Below are 26,529 nucleotides of genomic sequence, written 5' to 3'. Positions count from 1 at the left end.
ACTGAAAGAAGAGCCCAGCCCTGCTTTCCGGCCCCCCATCCCTAACCCTTCCCCACCGCAAGCGGGGGGAAGGGAAACCGCGGTCAGTCCGCCAGCGCTTTCTGCAGCCGCGCCACTGCCTCGACGAGGTCAGAAGCCTTGCGGGCGAAGCAGAAGCGCAAGCCGGTCTCGCCGCCGGGACCGAAGGCGGTGCCCGGCGCCAGGCCGACATTGGCCGTATCGACCAGTTCGATCGCCAGTTTGCGGGAATCGGTCCAGCCGTCGACGCTGAAGAACTGGTAGAAGGCGCCGTCCGGCGCCTGCAAATTAACGCGGTTGGTCGCCTTCAAGCCCTCGGCAACGATGCGGCGGCCTTCGGTGGCGCGGGCGATCTGCTCGGCGACGAAGGGCTCGCCCTGCTCCAGTGCCGCGATGGCGGCGCGCTGGACGAAGACCGGCGAGCCGGAGGTCGAATACTGGATCAGGTTCTCGACGATCTGGCCGAAAGCGGGCGGCACCTCGATCCAGCCGACGCGCCAGCCGGTCATCGCCCAGTTCTTCGAGAAGGTCTGGACGAAGAGGATGCGGTCCTCCTGCTCCATCACATCGTGGAAGGAGGCTGCGCGCGGCGAGCCGTCATAGACGAAGCGGGCATAGATCTCGTCGGCGATGATCCAGATGCCATGTTTGCGGGCGATGGCGAGGATGGCGGCGAGCTCGTCACGTGTCGCGGTCCAGCCGGTCGGGTTGGCCGGCGAGTTGATGACGAAGGCGCGAGTGCGAGGCGAAATCGCCGCTTCGAGCTTTTCGAGGTCGAGCGTGAAGCGCCCGTCCTTGAACTGCATCGGCACGCAGACCGGGTTGGCGCCGGCAATGCCCATGGCGGCAGCGAAGTTCGGCCAGGCCGGGGTCGGGATGATCAGCTCGTCGCCGACGCCGGCGATCAGCCGAACCGCGATCTGGACCGACTGCATGCCGGAGCCGGTGACGTAGAAGCGGTCCATGTTGAAGGGGCGGCCATAGAGCGCGCTGTGATAGCGCGCCAGCGCCTCGCGCAGCTCCGGAATGCCGCGCTGCCAGGTGTAGAAGGTCTCTCCGTCGGCCAGCGACTTGTTGGCGGCGCGGACGATGAAGTCCGGCGTGGGCAGATCGCCCTCGCCGACCCAGAGCGGAATCAGCCCTGGCTTGAGCCGGCCGTGATTGACGACCTCGACAATGCCGCTCTCGGGAGCATTACGCGCCTCGGGGCGCAAATCGGCGATCAGGCTGGTGCCGGCCGGTGCGTGCATGTTCATGAGCGATCCTTCAGGCGATCCGTCGCGAGCAACATGCAGGCCAATCTAACGCAGAACGCGTCGCGGCGGCATGAATTGACGAGATCGACCCGATCGGTCGCGGTGATGGATCGCGAGGCGTGCCGACGACCCGGCACGCCTCGAAAAGTGCGTCAGGCCTTCTGCTTCAGCAGGTCGCGGATCTCGCCGAGCAGCACGACATCCTGCGCCGGGGCCGGCGGTTCGGCCGGAGCAGCGGCGGCTTCCTTGCGCTTGAGCCGGTTGATGCCCTTGACGACCATGAACAGCACGAAGGCGATGATCATGAAGTTGACGGCGATGGTCAGGAAGCTGCCATAGGCAAGCACGGCGCCCTGCTTCTTGGCATCGACCAGGACCGGTGCGGTGACGGCGCTGTTGAGGCCGATGAAGTAGTTGGAGAAGTCGACGCTGCCGATGGCGCCGATCAGCGGCATGATGATGTCGCCGACGAGCGATTCGACGATCTTGCCGAAGGCCGCGCCGATGATCACGCCGATGGCGAGATCGACGACATTGCCCTTCAGGGCAAACTCCTTGAATTCCTTGATCATAGCGCGCCTTTCCGAATGCTTGGCCAGTCTTCGGCATCACGCTGCGCAATGCCGCCCCCGTGCGCACGCTAGACCAGCGACACCCGTGGCGGAAGCAGGCTTCCGGCCGTTTTCCTCGGCATTTTCTCTCGGAAAAGGCCGATTCCGAGCTGCGATCATCCACTATGCGAAGATCGCGCGACGACGAACGCTGCGGCAGCGATCCGGTCCTGCCGCAACGCCTCCCTCAGAAGCCTTCGAGCACGATCTTGCCCTTGGCCTTGCCGCTTTCGAGCAAGGCATGGGCGCGCCTGAGGTTGGCCGCATCGATCTTGCCGAAATGCTCCCCGAGCGTGGTCTTGAGCTTGCCGGCGTCGACCATGGCGCTGACCTCGTTCAGCAGCAGATGCTGAGCCTCGATATCGGCAGTGCCGAAGATGGAGCGCGTGAACATCAGCTCCCAGTGCAGCGAGACGCTCTTGCGCTTGAGTTTCATCACGTCGATCGGCGCGGGATCGTCGATCAGGCCGAAGCGGCCCTGGGGCGCGATCAGCTCGACGATCTCGTCGAAATGCCGGTCGGTCTGCGTGGTCGAGAAGACGAAGGCCGGCGCTCCGATGCCGAGCCCGGCGACCTGGGCGGCCAGAGGCCTGGTGTGATCGACGACATGGTCGGCGCCGAGCTCCCTGACCCAGCTTACCGTCTCCGGCCGCGAGGCGGTCGCGATCACCGTAACATCGCTGAGCCGCTTGGCGAGCTGGATCGCGATCGAGCCGACGCCGCCGGCACCGCCGATGATCAGCAGCGCATTTGCCGCGCCCGGTACCGCGCGGCGGATGTCGAGCCGGTCGAACAGCGCCTCCCAGGCGGTGATCGCGGTCAGCGGCAGCGCCGCCGCCTCCGCGACCGAGAGGGAGGACGGCCGGCGTCCGACGATGCGCTCATCGACCAGATGGTATTCGGCATTGGTGCCGGAGCGGCCGATGGCACCGGCGTAGAAGACCTTGTCTCCCGGCTTGAACAGCTTCGCATCCGGTCCGACCGCCTCGACGGTGCCGGCGGCGTCCCAGCCGAGCACCTTCACGCCACCGTCCTCGGGTTGCGAGCGCAGGCGCATCTTGGTGTCGACCGGATTGACCGAGACCGCCTCGACCCTGACGAGCAGATCACGGCCGGCCGCCTCCGGCTTGTCGAGGGTGAGGTCGAGCAGCGCCTCGGGATGCTCGATCGGATGGGATGCGCGGTAGCCGACGGCCTTCATCGGAAAATCTCCTGTTGCAGGCCGAGAAATACGGATAGGCTCAGGAGCTGCAATACGCACAAATTGGACCAGTAGTATCACAATGGATACTGTCGGATGTTGAAGACGAAGAAGCGCTACGACTGCGCCGCCGGCTGCCCGGTCGAAGTGACGCTCGACCTGATCGACGGCAAGTGGAAGGGCGTGATCGTCTACCACCTGCTCTCCGGCACGCTGCGCTTCAACGAGATCCGCCGGAAGCTGCCGAGCGCGACGCAGCGCATGCTGACCCGGCAATTGCGCGAGCTGGAAGAGTGTGGGCTCGTCCTGCGCACGGTCTATGCGCAGGTTCCTCCGCGGGTCGACTATGCCCTGACCGAGGAAGGCCGTTCGCTCGAGCAGATCGTCCGCGCCATGCATGCCTGGGGCGAGCGCCGGCTGGAACGGCTGGCGCAGATACCGGCAGCCGCCTGAGGACGGGCCGAAAGGCCGATGGCGGCGGCGGCGCTGCGGCGATAGATTTGCCGGCGATCGCAGTCGCAAGGAGGTGGGATGCTCCCGGCCTGGTCCGTCGTCCTGAGCGCGCTCGGCTATCTCTGCGTGCTGTTCGCGATCGCCCATCTCGCGGACACCGCTGGGCGCCGCCTGATGAGCGGGCGGGCGCGCACGACGATCTATGCGCTGGCGCTGGGCGTCTACTGCACCTCCTGGACCTTCTACGGTTCGGTCGGCTTCGCCAACCGGGCTGGCTTCGACTTCCTCGGCATCTATGTCGGCCCGGCTTTGGTAATCGGGCTCGGGCACCGCTTCGTCGCCCGCATCGTCGCCATCGCCAAATCGCAGAACATCACCTCGATCGCCGATTTCGTCGGCGCGCGCTATGGCAAGAGCGAGCGGGTCGCGGCACTGGTCTGCATCGTCGCGGTGGTCGGCGCCCTGCCCTATATCGCCCTGCAATTGAAGGCGGTGGCGAACTCGCTCTCGGTGTTCTTCGCCGCGGCCGGCGGGCCGCCGCCGATGACCGACATACCGGTGCTGAGCGACCTTGCCTTCCTCGTCGCGCTGGTGCTCGCCGGGTTCGCCTGCGCCTTCGGCACCCGCCATATCGACGCGACCGAGCACCAGGACGGGCTGGTGCTGGCGATCGCGGCGGAGTCGCTGGTCAAGCTCGTCGCGTTCCTCGCGCTCGGCGTCTTCGTCGTCTACGGCCTGTTCGACGGGGCCGGCGATCTCTTCGCCCAGGCGGCGCGGGCCGCGGGCGATACGCCGCCGATCTGGGAGCGGACATCGAGCTGGCCGATGTTCCTGACGCTGACGGCGCTATCTTCCTGCGCCGCGCTGCTGCTGGCGCGGCAGTTCCATATGGCGATCGTCGAGAATCGCGACGTCCGCGATGTGCGCCGCGCTGCCTGGATGTTCCCGCTCTATCTCGTGCTGATCAACCTGTTCGTGCTGCCGCTGGCGGCGGCGGGCGAGGTCCTGCTGCCGGGGTCAGGCATCGACCGCGACATGACCGTGCTGCTGCTGCCGCTGGAGAAACAGGCCGGCCTGATCGCCCTCTTCGTCTTCATCGGCGGGCTCTCGGCGGGCACCGCGATGGTGATCGTCGCCTCGGTCGCGCTGGCGATCATGATCTCGAACCATCTCGTCACGCCGCTGCTGCTGCGCGGGCGCGGCGTCAGCGTCGATCCCGAGCGCGCCGCGGCGCTGATCGAGGGCGGCGAAGGCCGCAGCGGCCCGACCGGTGGCGATCTCGGCTCGCAGGTCGTGCATATCAGGCGAGGCGCCATCGTCGCCGTGATCCTGCTCGGCTATGCCTATTATCGCGCCGCCGGCGAGGCGGCGCTGGTCTCGATCGGCCTGCTCTCCTTCGCCGCCACGGCGCAGATCGCACCGGCCTTCTTCGGCGGGCTGATCTGGCGCCGCGGCACCGCGCTCGGTGCCGCAGCCGGCCTGTCGGCTGGCCTGCTGACATGGCTCTACACGCTGCTGATCCCGAGCCTTGCCAATCCGGGCGGCTACTGGGCGGACATCGTCGCGCACGGGCCGCTCGGTATCACCGCCCTGCGGCCGGAGGCGCTGCTCGGTCTGTCGTTGCCGGCCCTGCCGCATGGCGTGCTCTGGAGCCTCGGCATCAATCTCGCCTGCTATCTCGGCTTCTCGATGCTGCGGCCGGCGAGTGCGATGGAGCGGCTGCAGGCCAACGCCTTCGTCGAGTCGGACCGGGCGACCATGGCCCAGTCCTTCTCGCTCTGGCGTTCCAGCGTCACCGAAGCCGAGCTGCAATCGACGATCGGGCGTTATCTCGGCCAGGAGCGGACGCAGCGCGCCTTCGAGGGCTTCGCCCATTCGCGCGGTGAGGTGCTGACCGGGACGCACGAGGCCGACATCCACATGCTGCGCTTCGGCGAGCACCTGCTCTCCTCCGCGATCGGCGCCGCCTCATCCCGCCTTGTGCTGTCGTTGCTGCTGAAGCGGCGCAATCTCTCGACCGAGGCCGCCTTCAAGCTGCTCGACGACGCTTCGGCGGCCCTGCAATACAATCGCGACATCCTCCAGAACGGCCTCGACCATGCCGGCCAGGGCATCACCGTGCTCGACCGCGACCTCAGGCTGCTCGCCTGGAACAAGGCCTTCATCCAGCTCTACGACCTGCCGCCCTCGTTGGTGCGCTTCGGCACCGGGCTCGACGAGATCGTCCGCTACAACGCCCAGCGCGGCGCCTATGGCGCCGGCCGGCACGACGAATTGATGGCGGCGCGGCTGGAGAGCTTCGTCAACGACCGCGAACCGGTCCGGCTCAAGCTCTACCCCTCGAAGAATGTCATCGAGATCCGCTCGAACCCGCTGCCCGATGGCGGCATCGTCACCACCTATACCGACATCACCGACGCGGTCGCAGCCGAGGAGGAGCTTGAGCGGACCAACGAGACCCTGGAAAGGCGCGTCGCCGAGCGCACCGAGGAGATCAGGCACGTCAACACCGAATTGCAGCGCGCCAAGGCCGAGGCCGACGAGGCCAACGCCTCGAAGACACGTTTCCTCGCCGCCGCCAGCCACGACATCTTGCAGCCTTTGAATGCAGCCCGCCTTTACGCGTCCGCCCTGGTCGAGCGCGATCGCAGCAGTGCGCAGCCCGACCTCGCGGAGAACATCGACGCCTCGCTCGACGCGGTCGAGGAGATCCTGACCGCCTTGCTCGAGATATCCAGGCTCGACGGGGGCGCGCTCAAGCCGGAGATCAGCGCCTTCCGCCTCGACGAGCTGATGCGCCAGCTCCAGCGCGAATTCGAGCCGAGCGCCCAGGAAAAGGGGCTCCAGCTCGTCTTCGTGACGACCGCTGTGGCCGTCCGCTCCGATCGGCGCCTGCTGCGCCGCCTGCTCCAGAACCTCGTCTCCAACGCGATCAAATACACGCCGAATGGCAAGGTGCTGGTCGGCTGCCGCCGGCGCGACGGACAGGTCGCGATCGAGGTGCTCGACACCGGGCTCGGCATTCCCGCAAGCAAGCAGAAGACCGTGTTCCGCGAGTTCCAGCGCCTCGACCAGGGCGCCAAGGTGGCGCGCGGCCTCGGCCTCGGCCTCTCGATCGTCGAGCGGATCGCGCGCACCCTCGACCACAAGCTCGCCCTCGCCTCGACGCCGGGGCGCGGCACGCGCTTCTCGATCCAGGTGCCGCGGGCCGCACCGCTGCCGGCGATGGCGACGACGGCCGCCGCGCGCGGCACGCCATCGAGCAGCCAGCTCGCGGGCCTCAAGCTGCTCGCCATCGACAACGAGCCGGCGATTCTCGACGGCATGCGGCTCTTGCTTGGCGGTTGGGGCTGCAAGGTCGAGACCGCTGGCGATCTGGATGAAGCGTCCTCCGTCATCGCGGCCAGCGGCGTACCGGACGTGCTGATCGCCGACTACCATCTCGACCATGGCGAGAACGGCATCGCGCTGATCTCGGCGCTGCGACAGAGCGTCGGCGGGCTGCCGGCGATCCTGCTGACGGCGGACCGCTCGCCGGAGGTGCGTGAGGAGGCCGCGGCGCTCGACATCCATGTGCTGAACAAGCCGCTCAAGCCAGGCGCGCTGCGAGCGCTGCTGGCGCAATGGCGCGCGACGAGGCTGGCGGCGGAGTAGCTTACCCTGCGGCTACTCCGGCACAGGCTCTGCAGCGCCTTGCCCTGTCGCCCCCGCCTGCCGCAATGCCTCTTCGGCTGCAAGGAAGGCGGCAACTTCCGGGCTCGGCTCCGGGCTTTCGGCGGTGACGCCCATCTCGGCAAAGAGGCGCTCGGCCGGCACATAGGCCCTGCCCTTGCGATCATAGAGCGCCGCCCGCACGAGCGCGACCGCGGCGACGATCTCGCTGCCGTCGCGCCCGTCCGCCAGGACACGGTGCTGGATCACGACCCAACCCTCGCTCCAGCAGAGCAATCGCGTCTCCAGCCTCAGTGCGCGGAACAGGCGGACCTCGCGGCGGAAACGGATCGTGCCGCAATTGACCACCGGCACCCAGCCATGGCGCAGGATCGCGCGCCAGAGGCCGCTGCGCAGCATCAGGTCGGCGCGGCCGAGATCCATCAGCCCCCAATAGCGCGCATTGTTCATGTGCAAGCTGGTGTCGAGGTCATGGGGCCAAACCCGGAAAGGCAGGATCGAGGCCTCGAAAGGCGGCTTCAGCTTCGGCTGGAAGGGCCGCGTCAGCAGCAGCCAGATCAGGCGGAACCAGAGATTCATGACGGCGTCCCGGATGGAATAGTTCAGTTGTAAACTATTTTACCGCCACGGCCAGACCCGCCTGTCCGGTGGATTTGAACGCGCCGCTCCACCTCGCCCCAGACTGGAAAAATGCGAATGCTGCGCCGCACGATCCTGCGGCTCAAGACGCCGCGACAGCGCCGCCATGCGGATTTGGCGGGATCGCGCGCAAGATCATGCTTGCCAAGTGCGCTTTTTGCGCAGAAGCATCTGCGCTTTCCGGTGACCACGTCAGACGGTACCGGCCCACGGGACGACGCTCCAGCGATGCAGATCGAACTCGATTCCCGCGACAAGACGATCCTGCGCATCCTCCAGAAGGATGGCCGGATCACCAATTCGGACCTCGCCGACAAGGTCCACCTCTCGCCCTCCGCCTGCCTGCGCCGCGTGCGCCAGCTCGAGGAGAGCGGGCTGATCCGCGGCTATGTGATGATGCTCGACGAGCGCATCGCCGGCTTCCCTGGCACCGCCTTCGTCTTCGTCACGCTCGACCAGCAGGGCCGCGCCTCGCTGGAGAGTTTCGAGAAGGCCGTGCAGGACCTGCCCGAAATCCTCGAATGCCACCTGCTCGCCGGCGCGCACGATTATCTCATGCGGGTGATCTACCGCGACAGCGCCGATTTCGAGCGCATCCACACCGACATCATCACGCAATTGCCGGGCGTCACCCGGGTACAGTCGACACTGACGCTGCGCACGATCAAGAAGACTTCAGCCCTGCCGATGTGAGCGCAAACCATCGCCCCAATGGAACAAGACGACGATGGCTTACAAGGTCTGGAAGGTGAACGGATACCTGAAGGAGGGAAGGCATGTCCTCGCACCTATCGCGGTCGGCGGTAAGGGCTTCCCAACCTTTCGATTGCCAGTTGCAACAATCATCGACGATCTAGATGGCCTTGAAGTGTTCACGCGGCGCATGCTCAACGAAGAACCAGCTCGAACGGTTGACGAAGAAGAGACAGCCGAAGCAATTCGGCAGGTGTTCCACGCTCTTCGTATCCGTTCCTGGAAAGCGATGTACAGAGATTGTACTGCCTATAGCATCGTGAGAGTCGAATCCGGTATCGTGTTTTCTCGATTGCAACGCGACCCCAAATATGGAGGCTTTGTCGGTGACGACCGCTACCCGCGTGTGCCGGTTGAGCTTACGACATCTGGGCAGCTTGGCTCCCTGATCAGGCATGCGTTTTACTCGTGATGAACAACGCCGGCTTGCCCCAACCGCGCTGAGCGCCGATAACGGCCGCCCAACAGGAATCGCGCCCGTGACCGACGCCAAGACCAATGCCGATGTCGCCGGGCTGCCCTTCGAGGCGGCCCTGAAGGAGCTCGAGGGCATCGTCGCCCGGCTCGAGCGCGGCGACGTGGCGCTGGAAGAATCGATCGACATCTACACCCGCGGCGAGGCGCTGAAGGCGCGCTGCGATGCTCTCCTGAAGCAGGCCGAGGCCCGCATCGAGAAGATCACGCTCGGCGCCGACGGCAAGCCGACCGGCACCCAGCCGCTCGACGTCGGGAACTAGGCCGGTGGACTGATCGCAGCCGCTTCGCCGAGGACGGTCTCGATCAGCCGCGCGACATGCTGGACGGCGGCGTCGCCCTCGCTGCGGCGATGCCAGGCGAGGTGCAGCGGAAAACCCTCGACCGCGACCGGCGGCTCGAAGGTGACGAAGCGATCGGCCTCCTCCGGCGGCAAGATCCGGCTCGGCAGCAGCGCGATCAGCTCGGAGCTCAGCAGCAAGGGCGGCACGCTGAGGAAGCTCGGCACCACCAGGCCGATATGGCGCTTGCGACCGAGCCGGGCGAGCGCCTCGTCAAGCGGGCCATGCGTCTCGCCGCGGCCCGAGACCAGCACATGCGGAAAGGCGAGCCAGCGATCGAGATCGAAGCCGGCTGCCGCCGGATGATCCCGGCGCATCGCCACGACATAGCGCTCCCGCAGCAGTTCCGTTCGCGTGAAGTCGGCCTCGATCGTCGGGAAGACCGAGATGGCGAGGTCGGCCCGTCCCTGCGCCAGGGCCTCCAGCGTTGCCTGCGCACCCTGCCAGGGCAGGATGGCGAGTGTCAGGCCCGGCGCGGTCTGTCTCAACTGCTCATAGACGCGGCCCGTCACCAGCGCCGGCGGCAGCTCTGCCGTCATGAGCCGGACAGTTTGCGTCAGGCTTTTCAGATCGGGCTCGGGTGCGTCCAGCAGCGCGCCGACCTGGCCGAGGATATCGCGCAGCGGCTGGCGCAGCGCCTGCGCCTTGGCCGTCAATCGCATCCGGCCCCTGCCCCGCAGCAACAGCGGATCGCCGAAGAGATGGCGGCAACGTTCCAGTGCACTCGATGCCGCTGGCTGCGACAGGCCGACCCGCTCGGCCGCGCGCGAGACATGCGCCTCGTCGAGCAGGGCGTCGAGCACGACGAGCAGGTTGAGGTCGATCGCCCGTAAATTCATGAGATCGATAATACGATATATCGATCATTCAGTGGAGTGATTTCTAGGGCCAACGCATTCTCCTTCCGAACCGAAGGAGGTCGCCATGACGCAGACATTGATCCTGCTCTTCCACCCCGATTATCAGAGCTCGCGCGCCAACCGGGCGCTTGCGGACGCGGCTGGCAGCTGGCCCGGCACAGATGTCGTCGACATGCAGGCGCTTTATCCGGATGGGCAGATCGACGGCGACGTGGAGGTCGCGCGGCTCCTGGCCGCCGAGCGCATCGTCCTGCAATTCCCCGTGCAATGGTATTCGACGCCGCCGCTGCTCAAGGCCTGGCAGGACGCGGTGCTGACCCGGATGTTCTACATTCATTACGAGGCCGAGGGTGCCAGGCTCGCCGGCCGGCCGCTCCTGATCGCCGCGACCGCGGGAAATGTTCCGGAAGCCTATACGCCGAGCGGGAGCAATCTGTTCTCGCTGCGCGAACTGCTGAAACCACTACAGGCGACAGCGCATCGCTGCGCCCTCGCCTGGCAGGAACCCTTCCTGATCTACAATGCGCGCCGGGCCGATGCCGAAGCGCTGGCGGCGGCGGCCGAGCACTATGTGGCGCGGCTCGCCCAGCTCGAAACCCGGCAGGCTGCCTGACCGGCCAGGAGAGCGATAGCGGGGCCGACTCAAAGCGCCGGCCCGCTCCATCCTACGGCTCTTCAGTCTTGTTCGTGCGGCGCACGAGCGCCATCAGGATCGCGGCGCCCAGCCCCGACTTCACCAGCGAGCCGAGCAGGAAGGGCGCGACGCCGACGATTAGCGCCTTCTCCGCGCCGATCAGGGCGGCGAGCCAGAGGCCGCCGAACAGCAGGCAGAGCGCGTGGCCGAACAGCATCGCGACGAAGGCGAAGGCCGGGCGGCTACCATTCCAGCCGCGTTCGGCCAGCCAGCCGACCAGGGCGACGACGAGAGGGAAGGAAGCGAGGTATCCGGCGGTCGGCCCCATGAAGGGGGCGAGGCCGCCGCTGCCATTGGCGAGCACGGGCAGGCCGAGCGCCGCCTCGCCGAGCCAGGCGAGAACGGTGAGCGCGCCGAGCCGCCAGCCATAGAGCGCGCCGATCAGGATCACCGCCAGCGTCTGCATGGTCATCGGCACCGGCAGCATCGGCACGCTGATCTGCGAGGCGATCGCCAGGACAAGCGTACCGAGCAGGACGGCGGCGGCCTTGATATGGGCCGGACGCGCCTGCAGCCCGAGCGGGCTGAAGCGAGCGTGCGTAACGTAGCTGAGGTCGCTCATGAGATCGTCTCCATCGATTCCATAATTATAGATAATTTCATAACTTGATCTATCGTAGAATCCACAGCCGCGTCGGGAATGCAAGCGCGTCCGGCGCGATCACCCGTGAGCGCACCGCTGCACAGCCCCGCTGCGATCCTGCCCGCCGACCGACCAGCCGGACTCAGCCCTGGATCGCGAAGACGTCCCGCGTTCCACCAGCAGCAGTCCGCACCGGCTTGGAGCCGATCCACTGGACATGGCGGGCGAGGATGGCGGCCGCCTCATCCACCTGCCCGGCGCGCAGCGCGGCGAGGATGGCGCGGTGATCGTGATCTGTGCGCGCTTCCCAGTCCGAGCGCCAGGCCGAGAACAGGAAGCGCGCGCTGGCGGCGTGGAGATCATCGATCGCCGCGAGCAGGCGCGGCATGGCGCAGGGCGTCACGATCAGGCGGTGGAAGCGCCGGTTCGCCTCCTCCCAGGCGCGGACATCCGGCGAGTTGTCGCCGGCGCGGGTCGCTTCCTCGGCCTCGTCGAGGATCGCGCGCGTCAGATGCGGGCCGGCATGGCGCAGCGCCAGCACCTCCAGCGCCGCACGCATCTCGGCGACCTCGCGGACCTCGCGCAGGTCGAAGGCGGCGACGCGCACGCCGCGGCGCGGCTCGCTGACGGCAAGCCCCTGTGCTTCCAGCCGCTGGAAGGCCTCACGCACCGGGACGTGGCTGGCGCCGAACTCGACCGCGACATGGTCCTGCCGCAGCCGCGCGCCCGGCTCGATCTGCCCGGAGATGATCCGCTCGGCGAGGATGCGGCTGATGCGGACCGGCAGGGTCTCTGATTTCTCTTTGGCCATGAATTATCGATAATTTCTTCGGTGCGTCGCGTCGAGCCCGTGCGGCCGGTTGTGCCCTTGCCGTACACAGCATCCGGGGCCAGTCTCCCCTCCTTCACAGGAGGACATCGCCATGTCGCAGCTGCCCGATCATGACCCGGTCGCGGGCGATACCCGCTCCTGCGAGGCGCTTGAACAGGTGATCGTGCCGCGCGCGCATGATCTCGGCGGCTTCTCCGTCCGCCGCGCTTTGCCCTCGATCGGGCGCAAGATGGTCGGCCCCTTCATCTTCTTCGACCAGATGGGCCCGGCCGAGTTTCTGCTCGGCGAAGGCATCGATGTCCGCCCGCATCCGCATATCGGACTTTCCACCGTCACCTATCTATTCGACGGCGAGATCATGCACCGCGATTCGCTCGGCACGGCGCTGCCGATCCGCCCCGGTGCGGTCAATCTGATGACGGCCGGCCGCGGCATCGTCCATTCCGAGCGCACCGCGCCGGAAGAGCGCCTGAAGGCGCCCAAGCTCTACGGCATCCAGACCTGGCTCGCTCTGCCGAAGACGCATGAGGAGGCCGCGCCTGAGTTCATCCATCACGCCGCGCCGGAGCTGCCGCGCATCGTCGGCGAGGGAAAACGCGTCAGCCTGATCATGGGCTCGGCCTTCGGCGAAACCTCACCGGTGAAGTTCCCCTGGGATACGCTCTATGCCGAGGCCGTGCTGGCACCGGGCGCGATCCTGCCGCTCGACCCCGACTATCACGAGCGCGCCGTCTACATCGTCACCGGCAAGATCGATATCGCCGGCGACGAGTTCGGCGCCGGCCAGCTGCTGATCTTCAAGCCGGGCGACCGGATCTCGATCCTCGGCGTCGACCAGAGCCGGCTGATGCTGATCGGCGGCGAGCCGATGGACGGGCCGCGCCATATCTGGTGGAACTTCGTGTCATCCTCGAAGGAGCGGATCGACCAGGCCAAGCAGGAATGGAAGACCGGCCGTTTCGACACCGTCCCCGGCGACGAGGAGGAGTTCATCCCGCTGCCGGAACGCTGAGCGCGCCGACATGCCCGCCGACAATTCCGATCGCTCATCCGGCACCGCGCCGGATGCGACGGATGGCGCGCGCTCCTCGCGCAAGCGGCTGGCCGGCTTTCTCTGGGCAACGCTCACGGTCTCGATCTTCGCCGGCTGGTTCGTGGTCACGCGCTTCAGCGTCACCCGTACCCTCAATGTCTGGGACCTGACCGCGTTGCGCTACGGCATCGGTGCGATCCTGCTGGCACCGGTGCTGCTGCGCGATCTGCCGCCGCGGGCCTGGCGCAACGGCTTCGTCTTCAGCGTCCTGTGGGGCGCCCCCTTCGCGGCGCTGGTCGCGCTCGGCGTGCAGATGACCTCGGCCGGGCGCGCCGCCTCGGTGACGCCGACCCTGATGCCGGTCTTCGCCGGGCTGCTCGGCTGGCTGCTGCTGCGCCAGCCTCCCGGCAGGATCAGGCTCGCTGGCTACGCCGCCATTGCCGCCGGACTCTGCGGCCTGGTCGTCACGGCCTCCAGCAGCGGGGCCACACCGAGCCTGCTCGGTCTCGGGTTCCTGGCGCTGGCAGCGGCGATGTGGGCCGGCTACACGCTGCTCCTGCGCGGCAGCGGCCTCAATCCGCTGCAGTCGGCAGCGCTGATCTGCTTCTGGTCGGGCCTGATCTTCGTGCCTCTCTACATCGCCCTCGGCATCGGCCATCTCGGGCAGGCGCCGACAGCCGAGATCGCAATCCAGGCCTTCTATCAGGGCGTGTTGATGAGCATCGTCGCGCTGATCAGCTTCAACCGCGCCGTGACGCTGCTCGGCGCTTCGGCCGCCGCGGCGATGATCGCGCTGGTGCCGGTCATCGCCTCGCTGCTCGCCATCATTGTCCTTGGCGAGGTTCCGACGGTGGCGGAAGGGATCTCGATCGCGTTCGTCGTCGCCGGTGTCCTGCTGGCGACGCGGCCGGCGCCAGCTCGCTGACGCGAGTAACGCTCCGTTGTTCCGGACATGCGAGAGAGTTCATCCCGGTCTCACGCGGATGATATGAACCCATCCCATGCGCATCCTGCTCCTCGGCGCCTATGGCTTCATCGGTCTGGCCATCGCACGTCGCCTTCAGCAGGCGGGACATGACATCGTCGGCTTCGGCCGCGACCTCGATCTGGGCCGACGGCTCGCGCCCGACCTCGCCTGGACGGGGACCGATCTGGCGACGCTTTCCGATGACGCGGCCTGGCAGCCCTATCTCGACGGCATCGACGCAGTCGTGAACGCTGCCGGCGCCCTGCAGGATGGCGCACGCGACAAGCTCGCTGCAAGCCAGGAGCGCGCCATTTCAGCTTTGATCACGGCCTGCGAAGCGCGCGGGATTCGCACCTTCATCCAAATATCCGCGCCAGGGGCCGACCTCACCGCGCAGACCGCCTTCCTGCGGACCAAAGGCGCGGCCGACGACGCCTTGCGACGCAGCACCCTCGACTGGACCATCCTGAAGCCCGGCCTCGTGATCGGCGCCAACGCCTACGGCAGCACGGCCTTGCTGCGGATGATCGCCGCCCTGCCGCTCGTGCAATTGCTCGCCTTCGGCACAAGCAGAGTGCAAGTCGTCGCGCTCGATGAGGTGGCGGACGCGGTTCGCAGCTGCTTGGCCGGAGAGATTCCGAAGCGCGCTACATTCGACCTCGTTGGGGCAGAGCCGCACACGTTGCGCGATCTTGTCCTGAAGCTGCGGCGCTGGCTTGGGCTGCCCGCGCCCATCGCGATATGCGACCTTCCCAAGCCGATCGCACACGGCTTGGCGCAATTCGCCGATCTCGCCGGCTGGTTCGGCTGGCGCTCGCCGCTCCGCAGCTCCGTGCTCGACGTCCTGTCCCGAGGTGTCGCGGGCGATCCCAAACCATGGCGCGCGGCGACCGGGCGCGATCTGGCCGAACTGGATGCCATCCTGAATCAGCTGCCCTCCACGCGCCAGGAACGGATTTTTGCCAGGAGCCAACTGGTCCTGCCGGCCCTCGTTTTGACCCTCGCCTTGTTCTGGCTGCTCTCGGGCTCGATCGGCCTGTGGCAGTGGCGCGAAGCGGTCACGGTCTTGCCCCCGTCGGTGTCGCGCGAGCTCGCCGCGAGCTTCGTGATCGTCGGCTCGCTGGCGGACATCGCGATCGGGATCGGCTTTCTGTTCCGGCGTTGGCTGATTCGCGCGGCGTTCGGCGCGGTCGTCGTATCGCTGGCCTACCTCGTGGCCGGAACCGTGCTGACACCCTGGCTCTGGGGTGACCCGCTGGGGCCATTCGTCAAGATTCTTCCTGCCACAGCCCTGGCCGTCGCAGTGACGACGATCGCTGGGGAGCGCTGATGGACTGGCTGCTGTTCCTGCGCTGGCTCCATGTCCTCGGTGCGACGGCCTTGCTCGGCACAGGCGCCGGCATCGCGTTCTTCATGGTGATGGCCCATCGGACGCGCGATCCAGCCCTGATCGCGCATGTTGCAGGCACCGTCGTGGTCGCAGATTGGCTCTTCACGGCATCGGCGGTGCTGTTGCAGCCGGTTACCGGCTACCTGCTGGCCCGCGAGATCGGCTGGCCGCTGTCCGAGGGCTGGATCGTGCTCTCGCTGGCGCTCTACGTCCTGACCGGCTGCTTCTGGCTGCCGGTGGTCTGGATTCAGCATCGGCTTCGCCAGCTCGCATCGGACGCTGCGAAGAATGCCGTGCCCTTGCCCGCGCGGTATTTCCAGCTTTACCGAATCTGGTTCGCTTGCGGCTTTCCAGCCTTCCTCTCCGTCCTGGCGATCATCTGGCTGATGCTGGCCCGCCCGTCTTTCACGCTGTGGTGAGCTCGCCGACCTCCTCACGCGAGTTCGGAGAGGTCGCGCAAGCGCGGCACTCGTGAAAAGCCGATCACGAGCAACTGGATCAGGAAGCCTGCGGTCGCGAGCTGCAGGCAGGCGGCGATGCCGAGATGCGTCGCCACGGAGGCTCCGATCGCGGCGCCCACCGGACGCGCGCCGAAGGTCGCGGTCATGATCAGGGCGGAGACGCGGCCGAGCATCGCATTGGGCGTGACCGCCTGGCGTAATGTCATCGTCGAGATCGTCCAGATGATCGGCCCGACGCCGAACAGGAAGAAGCTCGCCCCGACGAGATAGATGGAGGGAAGCCAGAGAGTCGCGAGCATCACGCCGGCCGCGCAGAGGCCCGCGAACGGCCCGAGCAGAATCAACGTCCCGAACGAGACCCGCCGGGAGATATGGGGCGCGAGCGCGGCGCCGACGATCATCCCCGCACCGTAGATGCCCAAGGAGATACCGACCTCGGTTGCGCTGAGGCCGAGATTCTGGACGGCATAGGCGACATAGACCGCCTGGAATATGAACCAGGAGACATTGAAGAAGACCGCCGTCATCAGGATCGGCCTGAGCAAATCGTGGCCGGCGACGAAACGCGCGCCTTCCTTGAGATCATGCAGCAGATCGCGCCGCGAGCCGGACGGCGCCTCGTCCTTCGGCAGGCCAGCCAGCAGGAGCGCGGCGAACATCGAGAGCCCGGCCGCCAGGCCATAAGCCGCCGATATGCCGATCCAGCCGACGAGCGCCCCGCCGAGCGCCGGTCCGCCGGCATAGGCAGCGCTGCGCGCCAGCTCCAGCCAGCGATTGGCGTCAGCGAGCCGCGCGCGCGGCACCACCGATGGAACGAAGGCCGGAGCGGCGACGCTGTAGCAGACCGTGCCGACGGCACCGAGCGCGCCGAGGACACCCAGCCAGGTCAGATTGAGGCTGCCCAGAGCGAGCAGCAGAGGGATCGCCAGCAGCGAAACCGCGCGCAGCGCCTCCGTGCCGACCATGAGCCGGCGCCGCGAGGCGCGATCGACCATCAGGCCGGCCGGAATCGACAGCAGGAGAAAGGGCAAGGTCTGCGCCGTCTGCAGCCAGCCGGTCTCGGCCGGCCCCGCCGCCAGCAGGAGGACCGCGGCCAGGGGCGCTGCGGCCAATGCGATCTGCTCCGAGAACTGGGCAAAGAGATTGGACCAGCCGATGCGGCGAAATGCCGTCGGCAGGGGCGTGATATCGGCCGGTTGCATGACCTGATGTCCTCGAAAGCAATGATGAGGACACTAAAAAGCCCTACCGGCGTGGGAACCACCCGTTTCGTGGGAAGGCAAGACGCTCGCGGTGATCACGGGTGGAACTTCCAACTCTGGTTTGCCAGCGCGCCACGCAGGCTCTATTTCCAGATCGTCCCAGCGAAGGATCAGACAGCTTCGTGCCCCGTCCTGCTACGCCGCTCCTCGATACGGTTCACAATCCCGCCGACATGCGGGCTCTTGACGACGCCCAGTTGCGCCAGCTCGCCGACGAGCTTCGGGCCGAGACGATCGACGCCGTCTCGGTCACCGGCGGCCATCTCGGCGCCGGCCTCGGCGTGGTCGAGCTCACAGTCGCGCTGCACCATGTCTTCGATACGCCGCGCGACCGGTTGATCTGGGATGTCGGCCACCAGGCCTATCCGCACAAGATCCTGACCGGCCGCCGCGCCGAGATCCGCACCTTGCGCCAGCCGGGCGGGCTCTCCGGCTTCACCAAGCGCGCGGAGAGCGAATACGACCCGTTCGGCGCCGCCCATTCCTCGACCTCGATCTCGGCCGGGCTCGGCATGGCGGTCGGCCGCGATCTCGCGGGCGGGCGCAACAACGTCATCGCCGTGATCGGCGACGGCGCCATGTCGGCCGGCATGGCCTATGAGGCGATGAACAATGCAGGCGCCACCGGTTCGCGGCTGATCGTCATCCTCAACGACAACGACATGTCGATCGCCCCGCCGGTCGGGGCGATGTCGGCCTATCTCGCCCGTCTCGTCTCCGGCCGGACCTATCGCTCGCTGCGCGAGGTCGCCAAGTACCTGGCCGAGAGGCTGCCGCGCTTCTTCCACGAAAAGGCAAAGCGCACCGAAGAATATGCCCGTGGCTTCTGGACCGGCGGCACCCTCTTCGAGGAGCTCGGCTTCTACTATGTCGGCCCGATCGACGGGCACAATCTCGACCACCTCCTGCCCGTGCTGCGCAATGTCCGCGATGCGCAGACGGGGCCGATCCTCGTCCATGTCGTGACGCAGAAGGGCAAGGGCTATGCCCCGGCCGAGGCCAGCGCCGACAAATACCATGGCGTCGTCAAGTTCGATCCGGTCACCGGCCAGCAGGCCAAGGCGCCCGCGAACGCGCCGAGCTACACCAATGTCTTCGCCAATGCCCTGATCAAGGCCGCGCGCGAGGACGAGAAGATCGTCGCAGTGACCGCCGCCATGCCGTCGGGTACCGGGCTCGACGCCTTCGGCAAGGAATTCCCGGGCCGCACCTTCGATGTCGGCATTGCCGAGCAGCATGCGGTGACTTTCGCCGCGGGCCTCGCCACCGAGGGCTTCAAGCCGTTCTGCGCGATCTATTCCACCTTCCTGCAGCGCGCCTACGACCAGGTCGTGCACGACGTCGCCATCCAGAAGTTGCCGGTGCGCTTCGCGCTCGACCGAGCCGGGCTGGTCGGCGCCGATGGAGCCACTCATGCGGGAGCCTTCGACGTCGCCTATCTCGCCTGCCTGCCCGACATGGTGGTGATGGCAGCCGCCGACGAGGCCGAGCTCACCCATATGGTCGCGACCGCGGCCGCCTATGACGACGGGCCAATCGCCTTCCGCTATCCGCGCGGCGAAGGCGTCGGGGTCGAGATGCCGCAGCATGGCGTTCCGCTCGAGATCGGCAAGGGCCGGATCGTCAAACAGGGGACGCAGGTCGCCCTGCTCTCACTCGGCACGCGCCTCGCCGAATGCCTTTCCGCCGCCGAGCAGCTCGGCCAGCGCGGGCTTTCGACCACGGTCGCCGATGCCCGCTTCGCCAAGCCGCTCGACGAGGAGATGATCCTGCGTCTGGCCCGCGAGCACGAGGTGCTGGTCACGGTCGAGGAAGGCTCGGTCGGCGGCTTCGGCAGCCATGTCCTGCAATTGCTGGCGCGCGAGGGTGCACTCGACCGCGGCCTGAAGATCCGCAGCCTGGTGCTGCCCGACATCTTCCAGGACCACAACAAGCCCGAGGTGATGTACGCGCAGGCCGGGCTCGACGCCGCCGGGATCGTGCGCACCGTCGAAAAAGCGCTAGGTCCCGCCAGCGCCATCCGCCGCGCCTGACGCATGACCGCCGGCCTGCCGCGCCGGGTCCGCGCCGACCTGCTGCTGGTCGAGCGCGGCCTGTTCGAGAGCCGGGCGCGGGCGCAGGCCGCCATTGCCGCGAGCCTCGTCAGCGCCGACGGCGTCGTGCTGCGAAAAGCCTCGGAGACGGTTCCGGATACCGCGTCGATCGAGGCGCAGGCGGCGCATCCTTACGTCTCACGCGGCGGGGTGAAGCTCGCCGCGGCACTCGACGCCTTCGGCTTCGATCCGGCCGGGCTGACCTGCCTCGATGTCGGCGCCTCGACCGGCGGCTTCAGCGACGTGCTGCTCCGGCGCGGAGCAGCACATGTCTACGCCGTCGATGTCGGCCAGGCGCAATTGCACGAGAGCCTGCACGGCCATCCGCGCCTGACCAGCCTGGAGAGCCAGGATATCCGCACGCTCGATCCCGGCCTGTTCGCTGAGGCGCCGGCGCTCGCTGTGATCGATGTCAGCTTCATCTCGCTGAAGCTGGTGCTGCCGGCCGCGGCGACACTGCTCGCTCCGAAAGCGCGGCTAGTCGCGCTGGTGAAGCCGCAATTCGAGACAAAGCGTTCGGCGCTGAAGAAGGGCGTTTTGCGCGACGAAGCGCTGCAGCAGCTGATCTGCACGGAGATCGCGGACATGGCTGCTGGCCTTGGTTTCGCCATCGCGGGACTCATCCCCTCCCCGATCGAGGGCGGCGACGGCAACCGCGAATTCCTGCTCGGCGGCGAGCGAACGGCCTAGCTCGCCATCACGGCGTCGACATCGGCCTGCACCGCATTTGGATCGATATAGGCCGCCTCGCCCCGGCCATTGGCGTTGATGAAGGCGGTGGCGCGCGCGATCAGGCGGCGCAGCGACAGGCTGGCGACGTCGACGATCAGCCCCGGATCCTCCTCCACCGGCATCTCGTCGAGCAGCGCCGTCGCGGTATAGATCAGGCGGTCCATGGCGGTGCAGAGTGCGTCGAAGCTCTGGGCCTCACGCGGCTCAAGCCCGCGATAGGCCGCCATCGCCTCGCCGGCACAACGCAGCGGCGAGGTGGCGAAATGCTCGACATAGCCGACGGCGCGCCAGGCCTTGAGATCGCCGACGATCTCGCGGTCGACGGGCACCATCTCCAGCAGCATCAGCGCCTCGCTGTGCCGGTTGAGGTAGTCGGTCGAAAGCTGCGGAGCTGTCCAGTCCGCCGCGGTCGGTGATGTCTCGGTCGCGGAAGCAGACATGAAAGGCCCCGAAGCGCCGCGACTATGCTGTGCCAACCGCAAACAAAGTCTTGATCCGGTCACGATAAGACGGAAGACATCCGACGATGTGTGGTCGCTATGCCATTACCTTGCCGCCAGAGGCGATGCGCGAGGCCTTCGCCTATCGCGAGCAGCCGAACTTCCCGCCGCGCTACAATATCGCGCCGACGCAACCCGTGCCGGTGGTGCGTCTCGACGAGGGCCGGCGCCAGTTCATCCTGATGCGCTGGGGCTTCATCCCGGGCTGGGTCAAGGATCCCAAGGACTATCCTTTGGTCATCAATGTCCGCAGCGAGAGCGCCAGCGAGAAGCCGTCCTTCCGCGCCGCCCTCACCCGCAGGCGCTGCCTGATGCCGGCGGATGGATTCTACGAATGGCATCGTCTCGGCGAGGGCCGCCAGCAGGAGAACCGGCCCTATCTCTTCCGCAAGCCGGATCAGGGCTTCTTCGCCTTCGCGGCGCTGTGGGAGACCTGGCACAGCCCCGATGGCTCCGAAATCGACACAGTTGCGATCGTCACCGGCCCGGCGAACGGGCAGATGGCAGCGATCCACCACCGCTCACCGGTCGTTGTGCCGCCCGAGGCGTTTGATGCCTGGCTCGATCCCTCGGCGGAGCCTGCGACCGTGCAGACGCTGATGCGGCCGCCGCCGGACGACCTCTTCGAGATGTTTCGGCTCGGCGCAGGCGTGAACAAGGTCGCCAATGATGGCCCGGAGATCCAGGAGCCGTTCGATCCGGCTTTGGAACCGGCACCGCCGGCCAAGCCCGCCATGCGTTCCCGTCGGGGCGGCCCCGACGATGCACAGGGCAGCCTGTTCTAGCGCAGTCGACCGCGGCGCGCTTACTCTGGTCCCAAACGAGACCAACAGAGGGAACGCACGAGATGGATGGCCGCCGCCCGACAATGAGCTCTCTGCACGGCATGGTCGCCGCTGCCCACCCGCTGGCGGCGCAGGCCGGCGCGCGCATCCTCAGCCAGGGCGGCAACGTCTTCGACGCAGTCGGCGCCGTCGCGGCGGCGCTCAACGTGGTCGAGCCGTTCATGTCGAGCCTCGCCGGCATGGGTTCGGCGATCATGTGGGTCGCGGCCGAGAAGCGCGTACGGGTGCTCGATTTCGTGCCGCCCGTGCCGGAGAGCTTCCCGATCGAACGCTTCACGCAGCGTTCCGATCTCGAGCGCGGGGCGCTCGCCGTTGCACCGCCGGGCAACCTCGCCGGCTGGTGCGAGCTCAACCGCGCCTATGGACGGCTGTCGCTGGAGCAGATTTTCGCGCCGGCGATCGCACTCGCGCAGGACGGCTTCCCGGTCGCCGAGTTCGGCGTGATCGAGTTCAACGAGCAGGCGCCGCTGCTGCGCGAACGACCCGATCTCTACGAGAATTGGGCGCGCAATTACCTGCGCGACGGCGGGACGAGCGTCACGCTCGGGCAGATCCTGCGCCAGCCGGAGCTGGCGGCGACCCTGCGCGACATCGCCGCCAAGGGGCCGGACCATCTCTACCAGGGCGCACTTGGCGAGACGATCACCAACCATCTCAAGGCGCAGGGCGGCACGCTGACCATGGCCGATCTCGCCAAGGTCGCCCCACGATGGCGCGAGCCGCTCGCCGCCGCCTATCGCGGCCGGCAGGTGCATGTGCCGCCGCCGGCTTGCGAAGGCTTCCAGCTCCTTTTGACCCTGCGCATCCTCGACGGCTTCGACCTCGGCAAGCTCGAACGCAATGGCGCCGAGCATCTCGACATCGTCTACCGCGCCATCCGCCTCGCCGCTGGTGTCCGGATCGCCCACAACAATCCGAGACCCGAGAAGCTCGCCGAGATTCTATCCGACGCCTTCGTCGAGCGGCTGCAGGCTCGGGTCCGGGACGGCAAGCCGATCGATGGCCCGACCGAGCAATGGATGCCGCAGGCGCCGGCGGGCGAAGACCCCGGCCACACCACCTCGTTCTCGATCGCCGATCGCGAGGGCAATCTGATCTGCGTGACGCAGAGCATCGGCAGCCCTTTCGGCAGCGGCGTCGTGGTGCCGGGTACCGGGCTCTGCCTCAACAATTTCCTCTATTGGGCCGACGTCCAGCCCGGCAGCCCGAACCGCTCGCTGCCCGGCTCGGAACTGCCGATGTGCATGTCGCCGACGCTCTCGACCAAGGACGGTGCGCCAGTGCTCGCGCTCGGCACGCCCGGCAGCTACGGCATCATGCAGACGCAGGTTCAGGCCATGGTCCAGCATGTCGATTTCGGACTGCCGCTGCAGCATGCGATCGAGGCGCCGCGCGCCCGGCTCTGGGATGGCCGCGAAGTCGAGATTGAAGACCGCGTTCCCGCCGGGACGATCGCGGCACTGGCCGAACGCGGGCACGGCATTTTCGCAGCCGAAAGCAGCTGGACGATGCGCGTCGGCGGCATGCAGGCGGTGTCGCGCGATCCGGCGACAGGCCGGCTCACTGGCGCCTGCGATCCGCGCCGCGACGGCTATGTCACGACGCCCTGAACTGCCACAGCGCTGGATCGAGCACGCTTGGTTGGGGGCGCCAAGGATGGAAGCATTTTGAGCACAGCCGTAGATGATCTGCATGCCTGGCTTACGGGCACATTGCTGCCGGGCTGGATCGCCCGCGCCTTCGACCCGGCACGGCCCGGTTTCGTCGAATATCTCGGGCCGGATGGAACGCCCGAGGCCAGTGATCTGCGCACGACGCTGGTCACGGCCCGGCTGACCTATGTCTTCAGCCATGCGCACCTGCTGGGGGTCTCAGGGGCGCTTGCCGCCACGCGCCACGGCCTCGCCTTCCTGACCAGCGCCTGCCGGGGCGCCGATGGGCGTTTCGTCCATTCCTGCACAGAGCGTGGCGAGGTCGTCGACGGCAAGACCGACTTCTACGATCTCGCCTTCGTCCTGTTCGCGCTCGGCTGGTTCGCGAAGGCGACCGGCGAGATGGATGTGCTCGCAATCGCCGGCGAGGTGATGGATGTCCTCGATGGCGAGCTGGCCCATCCGGCCGGCGGCTTTCACGAGGATACGCTGGGCACCCGGCCGCGGCGGCAGAACCCGCATATGCATCTGCTCGAGGCCTGCCATGCCCTCGCGGCGGTGTCGCACGCCCCGCGCTGGCTGGCGACGGCCGACCGGCTCGTGCAGCTGATGCGGCAGCGGATGCTGGACAGCAATGGCACGCTCGGCGAATTCTTCAGCGAGGACTGGGCGGCCTTCCCGGGCCCGCGCGGGCTGATCCGGGAGCCCGGCCATCACTTCGAATGGACCTGGCTGCTCTATCACCACGAGCGGCTGACCGGTTCGAGCGAGGCTCGCGAGACGGCCCGCAAGCTCCATGCGTTCGGGCAACGTCAGGTCGACGCCCCCGCCAATTCATCGCGGCTCGTCCTGAACGAGGTAGACCCGACAGGGCGTGTGCTGAACGGCGCTGCGCTGCTCTGGCCGCAGACCGAATACCTTAAGGCGCTGGTCGCGCGGATCGAATTCGAGGGCGATGCCGATGCCGCAGCACGGCTCGACCGGCATCTACACCTGATGTTCCGGCACTTCGTCGATCGCGAGAGCGGGATCTGGGTCAACCAGCTCGACGACCAAGGGCGGCCGATCAGCGAGCGGGTGCCGGTCCGCGTGCTCTATCACCTCGTGCTGGCGCTCGCCGAAGTCTGCCGCGTCACCAAACGCGGCTCTACCTCCTAGGCGCTCCCGCCCACGCTCAGGTCCTCGTCCGGCAGCGCAAAGACACCGCTATAGCGAAACAGCTCGCCGAACAGCGGATGCTTCAGCGTCATCCGCATGCTGAACCTGCGCTCGTCGATCGGCCGCTCCTCGATATAGCCGGTGCCGAGAAGAAGACCGACGGACAGCGGTAGATCATAGCCGAAGAGCCGCCAGACATAGCCTTCGTCGCGGAAGACCAGCGCCCCCTCCTCAGCCGTCACCCTGAGGCGCATGCCGACGCCGAAGCGGACGAATTCGATGACCTGGCCCGGCCCCACCTGCTGCATATGCGAGCGGAAATGGAACGGCTTGCGTTCGGCGAAATGGAACACCCGGTTCCAGTGCAATGTCCCGTCGCCCGGCCGAGCGGTGTAGTGGACTTCGATCGGCACATCGCGGCCACGATAGGGTACCAGCGCCCCGACGATCCGGGCAAAGGGCAACAACACCTTGGCGAAGGCACTGTGCTCGACCTCGTGCATCGTCCCTTTGACGCAGATGTAATCGTCACTGAACGGGCGCAGGAAGTAGTGACGCCGAATGACCTCGCCGAGCCGGTGCCAATCGTCGCCGAGCACCTCCTGGAAGACCGGCCGGCGCTCGCTCATGCGCTACAGCACCGAGCCGGGATTGAGCATGCCCTTGGGGTCGAGCGCCGCCTTCACCGTCCGCATCAGGTCGAGCTCGACCGGATCCTTGACGCCCGGCAGCAGCGAGCGCTTGAGGCGGCCGATGCCATGCTCGGCCGAGATCGAGCCCTTGAGCTCGGTGACGATGGCGTGCACCGCCTCATTCATCGCGCCCCAGCCGGCGAGATAGGCGGCCTTGTCGGCGCCGACCGGCTGGCTAACGTTGAAATGGATGTTGCCGTCGCCGAGATGGCCGAAGGGCACCGGCCGGCAGCCCGGCACCAGCGCCTCGACCGCGGCGATGGCGCGCTTCAGAAATTCCGGCGTCGCCTGGATCGGCACGGAAACGTCGTGCTTGATCGAGCCGCCCTCATGGGTCTGCACCTCCGAGAGCATCTCGCGCAGCTTCCAGAGATCGGCGCGCTGGCCGAGCGAACCGGCGAGCACGGCATCGGTGACGAGCCCCTCCTCCAGCGCCTCGCCAAGGAAAGCTTCGACAGCGTCGGTGAGCCCAGTTTCGACCTGGGCCGAGACCTCCATCAGCACGTACCAGGGCGACGGCTCGGAGAGCGGATCACGGGCGCCGCTGGCATGGCGGACGACGAAATCGAGGCCGATGCGCGGCATGATCTCGAAGGTGGTGAGCGTGCCGCCGGCGCTGGCCTTGGCCTTGTTCAGCAAAGCGAGCGCGGCTTCCGGATCGGGCACGGCAAGGAAGGCGGTGGCGCGCGCCGCCGGCAGCGGGAAGAGCTTCAGCACGGCGGCGGTGATGATGCCGAGCGTACCCTCCGAGCCGATGAAGAGGTTCTTGAGGTCGTAGCCGGTGTTGTCCTTGCGGAGCTGGCGCAAGCCGTTCCAGACGCGGCCATCGGCGAGGACGACCTCGAGGCCAAGGCAGAGCTCGCGGGCATTGCCATAGGCGATCACAGCCGTGCCGCCGGCATTGGACGAGAGATTGCCGCCGACCGTGCAGGAGCCTTCCGAGGCGAGCGAGAGCGGGAAGAGCCGCCCAGCCGCCTCGGCCGCCTCCTGCGCCTTCTGCAGGATGACGCCGGCCTCGACGGTCATGGTGTCGCCGGCGGCGTCGACCGAACGGATCTTGTCGAGCCGCTGCAGCGACAGGATGATCTCCCTGCCCTCTCCGACCGGGACCTGGCCGCCGACCATGCCGGTATTGCCGCCTTGCGCCACCACCGTTGCGCCGGTCTCGCTCGCCCACTTCATCACGGCCGAAACCTCGGCAACGGAGCCCGGCCGCACCACGGCCTGCGCCTTGCCGTGGAAGAGGCCACGCGGCTCTTTGAGATAAGGCACCATCGCGTCGGCCTCGGTGATGACGTTCTTGGCGCCGACGATGCCGGCCAGAGCTTCGATAACGGACGCGCTCATCCTGCCTCCG

26 protein-coding genes are annotated in these 26,529 nt (G+C 67.3%); 15 read left to right on the top strand and 11 right to left on the bottom strand.

Translation table 11 applies throughout. From position 1 onward, the window contains the following. Positions 1–83: 83 nt before the first annotated feature. From AC1DS0_RS10780 to AC1DS0_RS10770, 3 genes are all read right to left on the bottom strand, one after another. Entirely contained in the window at positions 84–1,274 is a 1,191-nt protein-coding gene (locus tag AC1DS0_RS10780) for a pyridoxal phosphate-dependent aminotransferase (protein WP_476814337.1), read from the bottom strand. Between the two features lie 152 nt (positions 1,275–1,426). Next, the gene (mscL, locus tag AC1DS0_RS10775) at positions 1,427–1,846 is read right to left on the bottom strand and encodes a large conductance mechanosensitive channel protein MscL (RefSeq protein ID WP_476814336.1); all 420 of its coding nucleotides are present in this window, start codon (positions 1,844–1,846) and stop codon (positions 1,427–1,429) included. Positions 1,847–2,072: 226 nt separating this feature from the next. Further along, positions 2,073–3,086: a zinc-binding alcohol dehydrogenase family protein gene (locus AC1DS0_RS10770; protein ID WP_476814335.1), complete on the bottom strand. Its 1,014-nt coding sequence runs from the start codon at positions 3,084–3,086 to the stop codon at positions 2,073–2,075. Between the two features lie 96 nt (positions 3,087–3,182). Between AC1DS0_RS10770 and AC1DS0_RS10765 the strand changes: the two genes are divergently transcribed. Both AC1DS0_RS10765 and AC1DS0_RS10760 read left to right on the top strand, forming a co-directional pair. Further along, positions 3,183–3,539 carry a winged helix-turn-helix transcriptional regulator gene (locus tag AC1DS0_RS10765; RefSeq protein ID WP_476814334.1) on the top strand — a complete coding sequence of 119 codons (357 nt, stop codon included), beginning with the start codon at positions 3,183–3,185 and terminating at the stop codon, positions 3,537–3,539. Positions 3,540–3,617: 78 nt separating this feature from the next. Next, the gene (locus AC1DS0_RS10760; RefSeq protein WP_476814333.1) at positions 3,618–7,193 is read left to right on the top strand and encodes a PAS domain-containing hybrid sensor histidine kinase/response regulator; all 3,576 of its coding nucleotides are present in this window, start codon (positions 3,618–3,620) and stop codon (positions 7,191–7,193) included. A gap of 12 nt (positions 7,194–7,205) precedes the next feature. Here the strand turns inward: AC1DS0_RS10760 and AC1DS0_RS10755 are convergent, their stop codons facing one another. Then, positions 7,206–7,790, bottom strand: a complete 585-nt coding sequence (locus tag AC1DS0_RS10755) for a thioesterase family protein (protein ID WP_476814332.1) — start codon at positions 7,788–7,790, stop codon at positions 7,206–7,208. 288 nt (positions 7,791–8,078) lie between these two features. On the opposite strand from AC1DS0_RS10755, the gene AC1DS0_RS10750 reads away from it, so the two are divergent. From AC1DS0_RS10750 to AC1DS0_RS10740, 3 genes are all read left to right on the top strand, one after another. Continuing rightward, on the top strand, positions 8,079–8,543 hold the full coding sequence (locus AC1DS0_RS10750) for an Lrp/AsnC family transcriptional regulator (RefSeq protein WP_193219601.1): 465 nt from the start codon (positions 8,079–8,081) through the stop codon (positions 8,541–8,543). A 34-nt stretch (positions 8,544–8,577) separates the two neighbouring features. Then, positions 8,578–9,015 (top strand): hypothetical protein, encoded by a 438-nt coding sequence (locus AC1DS0_RS10745; protein WP_476814331.1) that lies wholly within the window; start codon positions 8,578–8,580, stop codon positions 9,013–9,015. Positions 9,016–9,082: 67 nt separating this feature from the next. After that, the gene (locus tag AC1DS0_RS10740; RefSeq protein ID WP_057187566.1) at positions 9,083–9,340 is read left to right on the top strand and encodes an exodeoxyribonuclease VII small subunit; all 258 of its coding nucleotides are present in this window, start codon (positions 9,083–9,085) and stop codon (positions 9,338–9,340) included. Here AC1DS0_RS10740 and AC1DS0_RS10735 read toward each other — a convergent pair. Continuing rightward, a complete protein-coding gene (locus AC1DS0_RS10735; RefSeq protein ID WP_476814330.1) occupies positions 9,337–10,257 on the bottom strand; it encodes a LysR family transcriptional regulator in 921 nt (306 codons plus the stop codon). The two genes, AC1DS0_RS10740 and AC1DS0_RS10735, sit on opposite strands and share 4 nt — an antisense overlap. An 85-nt stretch (positions 10,258–10,342) precedes the next feature. On the opposite strand from AC1DS0_RS10735, the gene AC1DS0_RS10730 reads away from it, so the two are divergent. Then, the gene (locus AC1DS0_RS10730) at positions 10,343–10,891 is read left to right on the top strand and encodes an NAD(P)H-dependent oxidoreductase (RefSeq protein WP_476814329.1); all 549 of its coding nucleotides are present in this window, start codon (positions 10,343–10,345) and stop codon (positions 10,889–10,891) included. 52 nt (positions 10,892–10,943) lie between these two features. Here the strand turns inward: AC1DS0_RS10730 and AC1DS0_RS10725 are convergent, their stop codons facing one another. Further along, positions 10,944–11,534: a biotin transporter BioY gene (locus AC1DS0_RS10725; RefSeq protein ID WP_476814328.1), complete on the bottom strand. Its 591-nt coding sequence runs from the start codon at positions 11,532–11,534 to the stop codon at positions 10,944–10,946. 163 nt (positions 11,535–11,697) lie between these two features. Then, positions 11,698–12,366: a GntR family transcriptional regulator gene (locus AC1DS0_RS10720; protein WP_091831321.1), complete on the bottom strand. Its 669-nt coding sequence runs from the start codon at positions 12,364–12,366 to the stop codon at positions 11,698–11,700. A 112-nt stretch (positions 12,367–12,478) separates the two neighbouring features. On the opposite strand from AC1DS0_RS10720, the gene AC1DS0_RS10715 reads away from it, so the two are divergent. From AC1DS0_RS10715 to AC1DS0_RS10700, 4 genes are all read left to right on the top strand, one after another. Then, entirely contained in the window at positions 12,479–13,399 is a 921-nt protein-coding gene (locus tag AC1DS0_RS10715; protein WP_476814327.1) for a pirin family protein, read from the top strand. Positions 13,400–13,409: 10 nt separating this feature from the next. Beyond that, the gene (locus AC1DS0_RS10710) at positions 13,410–14,345 is read left to right on the top strand and encodes a DMT family transporter (protein WP_476814326.1); all 936 of its coding nucleotides are present in this window, start codon (positions 13,410–13,412) and stop codon (positions 14,343–14,345) included. A gap of 76 nt (positions 14,346–14,421) precedes the next feature. Further along, the gene (locus tag AC1DS0_RS10705) at positions 14,422–15,717 is read left to right on the top strand and encodes an SDR family oxidoreductase (RefSeq protein ID WP_476814325.1); all 1,296 of its coding nucleotides are present in this window, start codon (positions 14,422–14,424) and stop codon (positions 15,715–15,717) included. Next, a complete protein-coding gene (locus tag AC1DS0_RS10700) occupies positions 15,717–16,196 on the top strand; it encodes a DUF2269 family protein (RefSeq protein ID WP_476814324.1) in 480 nt (159 codons plus the stop codon). Before AC1DS0_RS10705 ends, AC1DS0_RS10700 begins: the two co-directional genes overlap by 1 nt. 14 nt (positions 16,197–16,210) lie before the next feature. Here the strand turns inward: AC1DS0_RS10700 and AC1DS0_RS10695 are convergent, their stop codons facing one another. Further along, positions 16,211–17,440, bottom strand: coding sequence for an MFS transporter (locus AC1DS0_RS10695; protein WP_476814323.1), 1,230 nt, complete (start codon positions 17,438–17,440; stop codon positions 16,211–16,213). Positions 17,441–17,622: 182 nt separating this feature from the next. Here AC1DS0_RS10695 and dxs point away from each other — a divergent pair, with 182 nt between their 5' ends. Further along, positions 17,623–19,533, top strand: coding sequence for a 1-deoxy-D-xylulose-5-phosphate synthase (gene dxs, locus AC1DS0_RS10690; RefSeq protein WP_476814322.1), 1,911 nt, complete (start codon positions 17,623–17,625; stop codon positions 19,531–19,533). 3 nt (positions 19,534–19,536) lie between these two features. Next, positions 19,537–20,283 (top strand): TlyA family RNA methyltransferase, encoded by a 747-nt coding sequence (locus AC1DS0_RS10685; protein WP_476814321.1) that lies wholly within the window; start codon positions 19,537–19,539, stop codon positions 20,281–20,283. Here the strand turns inward: AC1DS0_RS10685 and AC1DS0_RS10680 are convergent. Further along, a complete protein-coding gene (locus tag AC1DS0_RS10680) occupies positions 20,280–20,765 on the bottom strand; it encodes a hypothetical protein (RefSeq protein ID WP_476814320.1) in 486 nt (161 codons plus the stop codon). The genes AC1DS0_RS10685 and AC1DS0_RS10680 overlap by 4 nt on opposite strands. An 86-nt stretch (positions 20,766–20,851) precedes the next feature. Here AC1DS0_RS10680 and AC1DS0_RS10675 point away from each other — a divergent pair, with 86 nt between their 5' ends. From AC1DS0_RS10675 to AC1DS0_RS10665, 3 genes are all read left to right on the top strand, one after another. After that, positions 20,852–21,610, top strand: coding sequence for an SOS response-associated peptidase (locus tag AC1DS0_RS10675; protein WP_476814319.1), 759 nt, complete (start codon positions 20,852–20,854; stop codon positions 21,608–21,610). 83 nt (positions 21,611–21,693) lie between these two features. Further along, on the top strand, positions 21,694–23,280 hold the full coding sequence (locus AC1DS0_RS10670) for a gamma-glutamyltransferase family protein (RefSeq protein ID WP_476814318.1): 1,587 nt from the start codon (positions 21,694–21,696) through the stop codon (positions 23,278–23,280). A 57-nt stretch (positions 23,281–23,337) separates the two neighbouring features. Then, positions 23,338–24,480, top strand: a complete 1,143-nt coding sequence (locus AC1DS0_RS10665) for an AGE family epimerase/isomerase (protein ID WP_476814317.1) — start codon at positions 23,338–23,340, stop codon at positions 24,478–24,480. Here AC1DS0_RS10665 and AC1DS0_RS10660 read toward each other — a convergent pair. Continuing rightward, complete coding sequence (locus tag AC1DS0_RS10660) at positions 24,477–25,109, bottom strand: DUF4166 domain-containing protein (protein WP_476814316.1); 633 nt, start codon at positions 25,107–25,109, stop codon at positions 24,477–24,479. The genes AC1DS0_RS10665 and AC1DS0_RS10660 overlap by 4 nt on opposite strands. A 3-nt stretch (positions 25,110–25,112) precedes the next feature. Next, entirely contained in the window at positions 25,113–26,519 is a 1,407-nt protein-coding gene (locus AC1DS0_RS10655; RefSeq protein ID WP_476814315.1) for an FAD-binding oxidoreductase, read from the bottom strand. Positions 26,520–26,529: the final 10 nt, after the last annotated feature.

Source organism: Allobosea sp. P4_H5, assembly GCF_056400825.1.
This window is presented reverse-complemented; position numbering and strand designations above follow the sequence as displayed.

Bases quoted from the DNA above. Each gene is read 5' to 3' on its own strand.
- AC1DS0_RS10705 (WP_476814325.1), top strand. From the start codon at position 14,422: ATGCGCATCCTGCTCCTCGGCGCCTATGGCTTCATCGGTCTGGCCATC.
- AC1DS0_RS10750 (WP_193219601.1), top strand. From the start codon at position 8,079: ATGCAGATCGAACTCGATTCCCGCGACAAGACGATCCTGCGCATCCTC.
- AC1DS0_RS10670 (WP_476814318.1), top strand. From the start codon at position 21,694: ATGAGCTCTCTGCACGGCATGGTCGCCGCTGCCCACCCGCTGGCGGCG.
- AC1DS0_RS10660 (WP_476814316.1), bottom strand. From the start codon at position 25,109: ATGAGCGAGCGCCGGCCGGTCTTCCAGGAGGTGCTCGGCGACGATTGG.
- AC1DS0_RS10735 (WP_476814330.1), bottom strand. From the start codon at position 10,257: ATGAATTTACGGGCGATCGACCTCAACCTGCTCGTCGTGCTCGACGCC.
- AC1DS0_RS10765 (WP_476814334.1), top strand. From the start codon at position 3,183: ATGTTGAAGACGAAGAAGCGCTACGACTGCGCCGCCGGCTGCCCGGTC.
- AC1DS0_RS10695 (WP_476814323.1), bottom strand. From the start codon at position 17,440: ATGCAACCGGCCGATATCACGCCCCTGCCGACGGCATTTCGCCGCATC.
- AC1DS0_RS10685 (WP_476814321.1), top strand. From the start codon at position 19,537: ATGACCGCCGGCCTGCCGCGCCGGGTCCGCGCCGACCTGCTGCTGGTC.
- mscL (WP_476814336.1), bottom strand. From the start codon at position 1,846: ATGATCAAGGAATTCAAGGAGTTTGCCCTGAAGGGCAATGTCGTCGAT.
- AC1DS0_RS10755 (WP_476814332.1), bottom strand. From the start codon at position 7,790: ATGAATCTCTGGTTCCGCCTGATCTGGCTGCTGCTGACGCGGCCCTTC.
- AC1DS0_RS10655 (WP_476814315.1), bottom strand. From the start codon at position 26,519: ATGAGCGCGTCCGTTATCGAAGCTCTGGCCGGCATCGTCGGCGCCAAG.
- AC1DS0_RS10730 (WP_476814329.1), top strand. From the start codon at position 10,343: ATGACGCAGACATTGATCCTGCTCTTCCACCCCGATTATCAGAGCTCG.
- AC1DS0_RS10720 (WP_091831321.1), bottom strand. From the start codon at position 12,366: ATGGCCAAAGAGAAATCAGAGACCCTGCCGGTCCGCATCAGCCGCATC.
- AC1DS0_RS10700 (WP_476814324.1), top strand. From the start codon at position 15,717: ATGGACTGGCTGCTGTTCCTGCGCTGGCTCCATGTCCTCGGTGCGACG.
- AC1DS0_RS10770 (WP_476814335.1), bottom strand. From the start codon at position 3,086: ATGAAGGCCGTCGGCTACCGCGCATCCCATCCGATCGAGCATCCCGAG.
- AC1DS0_RS10710 (WP_476814326.1), top strand. From the start codon at position 13,410: ATGCCCGCCGACAATTCCGATCGCTCATCCGGCACCGCGCCGGATGCG.
- AC1DS0_RS10760 (WP_476814333.1), top strand. From the start codon at position 3,618: ATGCTCCCGGCCTGGTCCGTCGTCCTGAGCGCGCTCGGCTATCTCTGC.
- AC1DS0_RS10745 (WP_476814331.1), top strand. From the start codon at position 8,578: ATGGCTTACAAGGTCTGGAAGGTGAACGGATACCTGAAGGAGGGAAGG.
- AC1DS0_RS10680 (WP_476814320.1), bottom strand. From the start codon at position 20,765: ATGTCTGCTTCCGCGACCGAGACATCACCGACCGCGGCGGACTGGACA.
- AC1DS0_RS10780 (WP_476814337.1), bottom strand. From the start codon at position 1,274: ATGAACATGCACGCACCGGCCGGCACCAGCCTGATCGCCGATTTGCGC.
- AC1DS0_RS10675 (WP_476814319.1), top strand. From the start codon at position 20,852: ATGTGTGGTCGCTATGCCATTACCTTGCCGCCAGAGGCGATGCGCGAG.
- AC1DS0_RS10725 (WP_476814328.1), bottom strand. From the start codon at position 11,534: ATGAGCGACCTCAGCTACGTTACGCACGCTCGCTTCAGCCCGCTCGGG.
- AC1DS0_RS10715 (WP_476814327.1), top strand. From the start codon at position 12,479: ATGTCGCAGCTGCCCGATCATGACCCGGTCGCGGGCGATACCCGCTCC.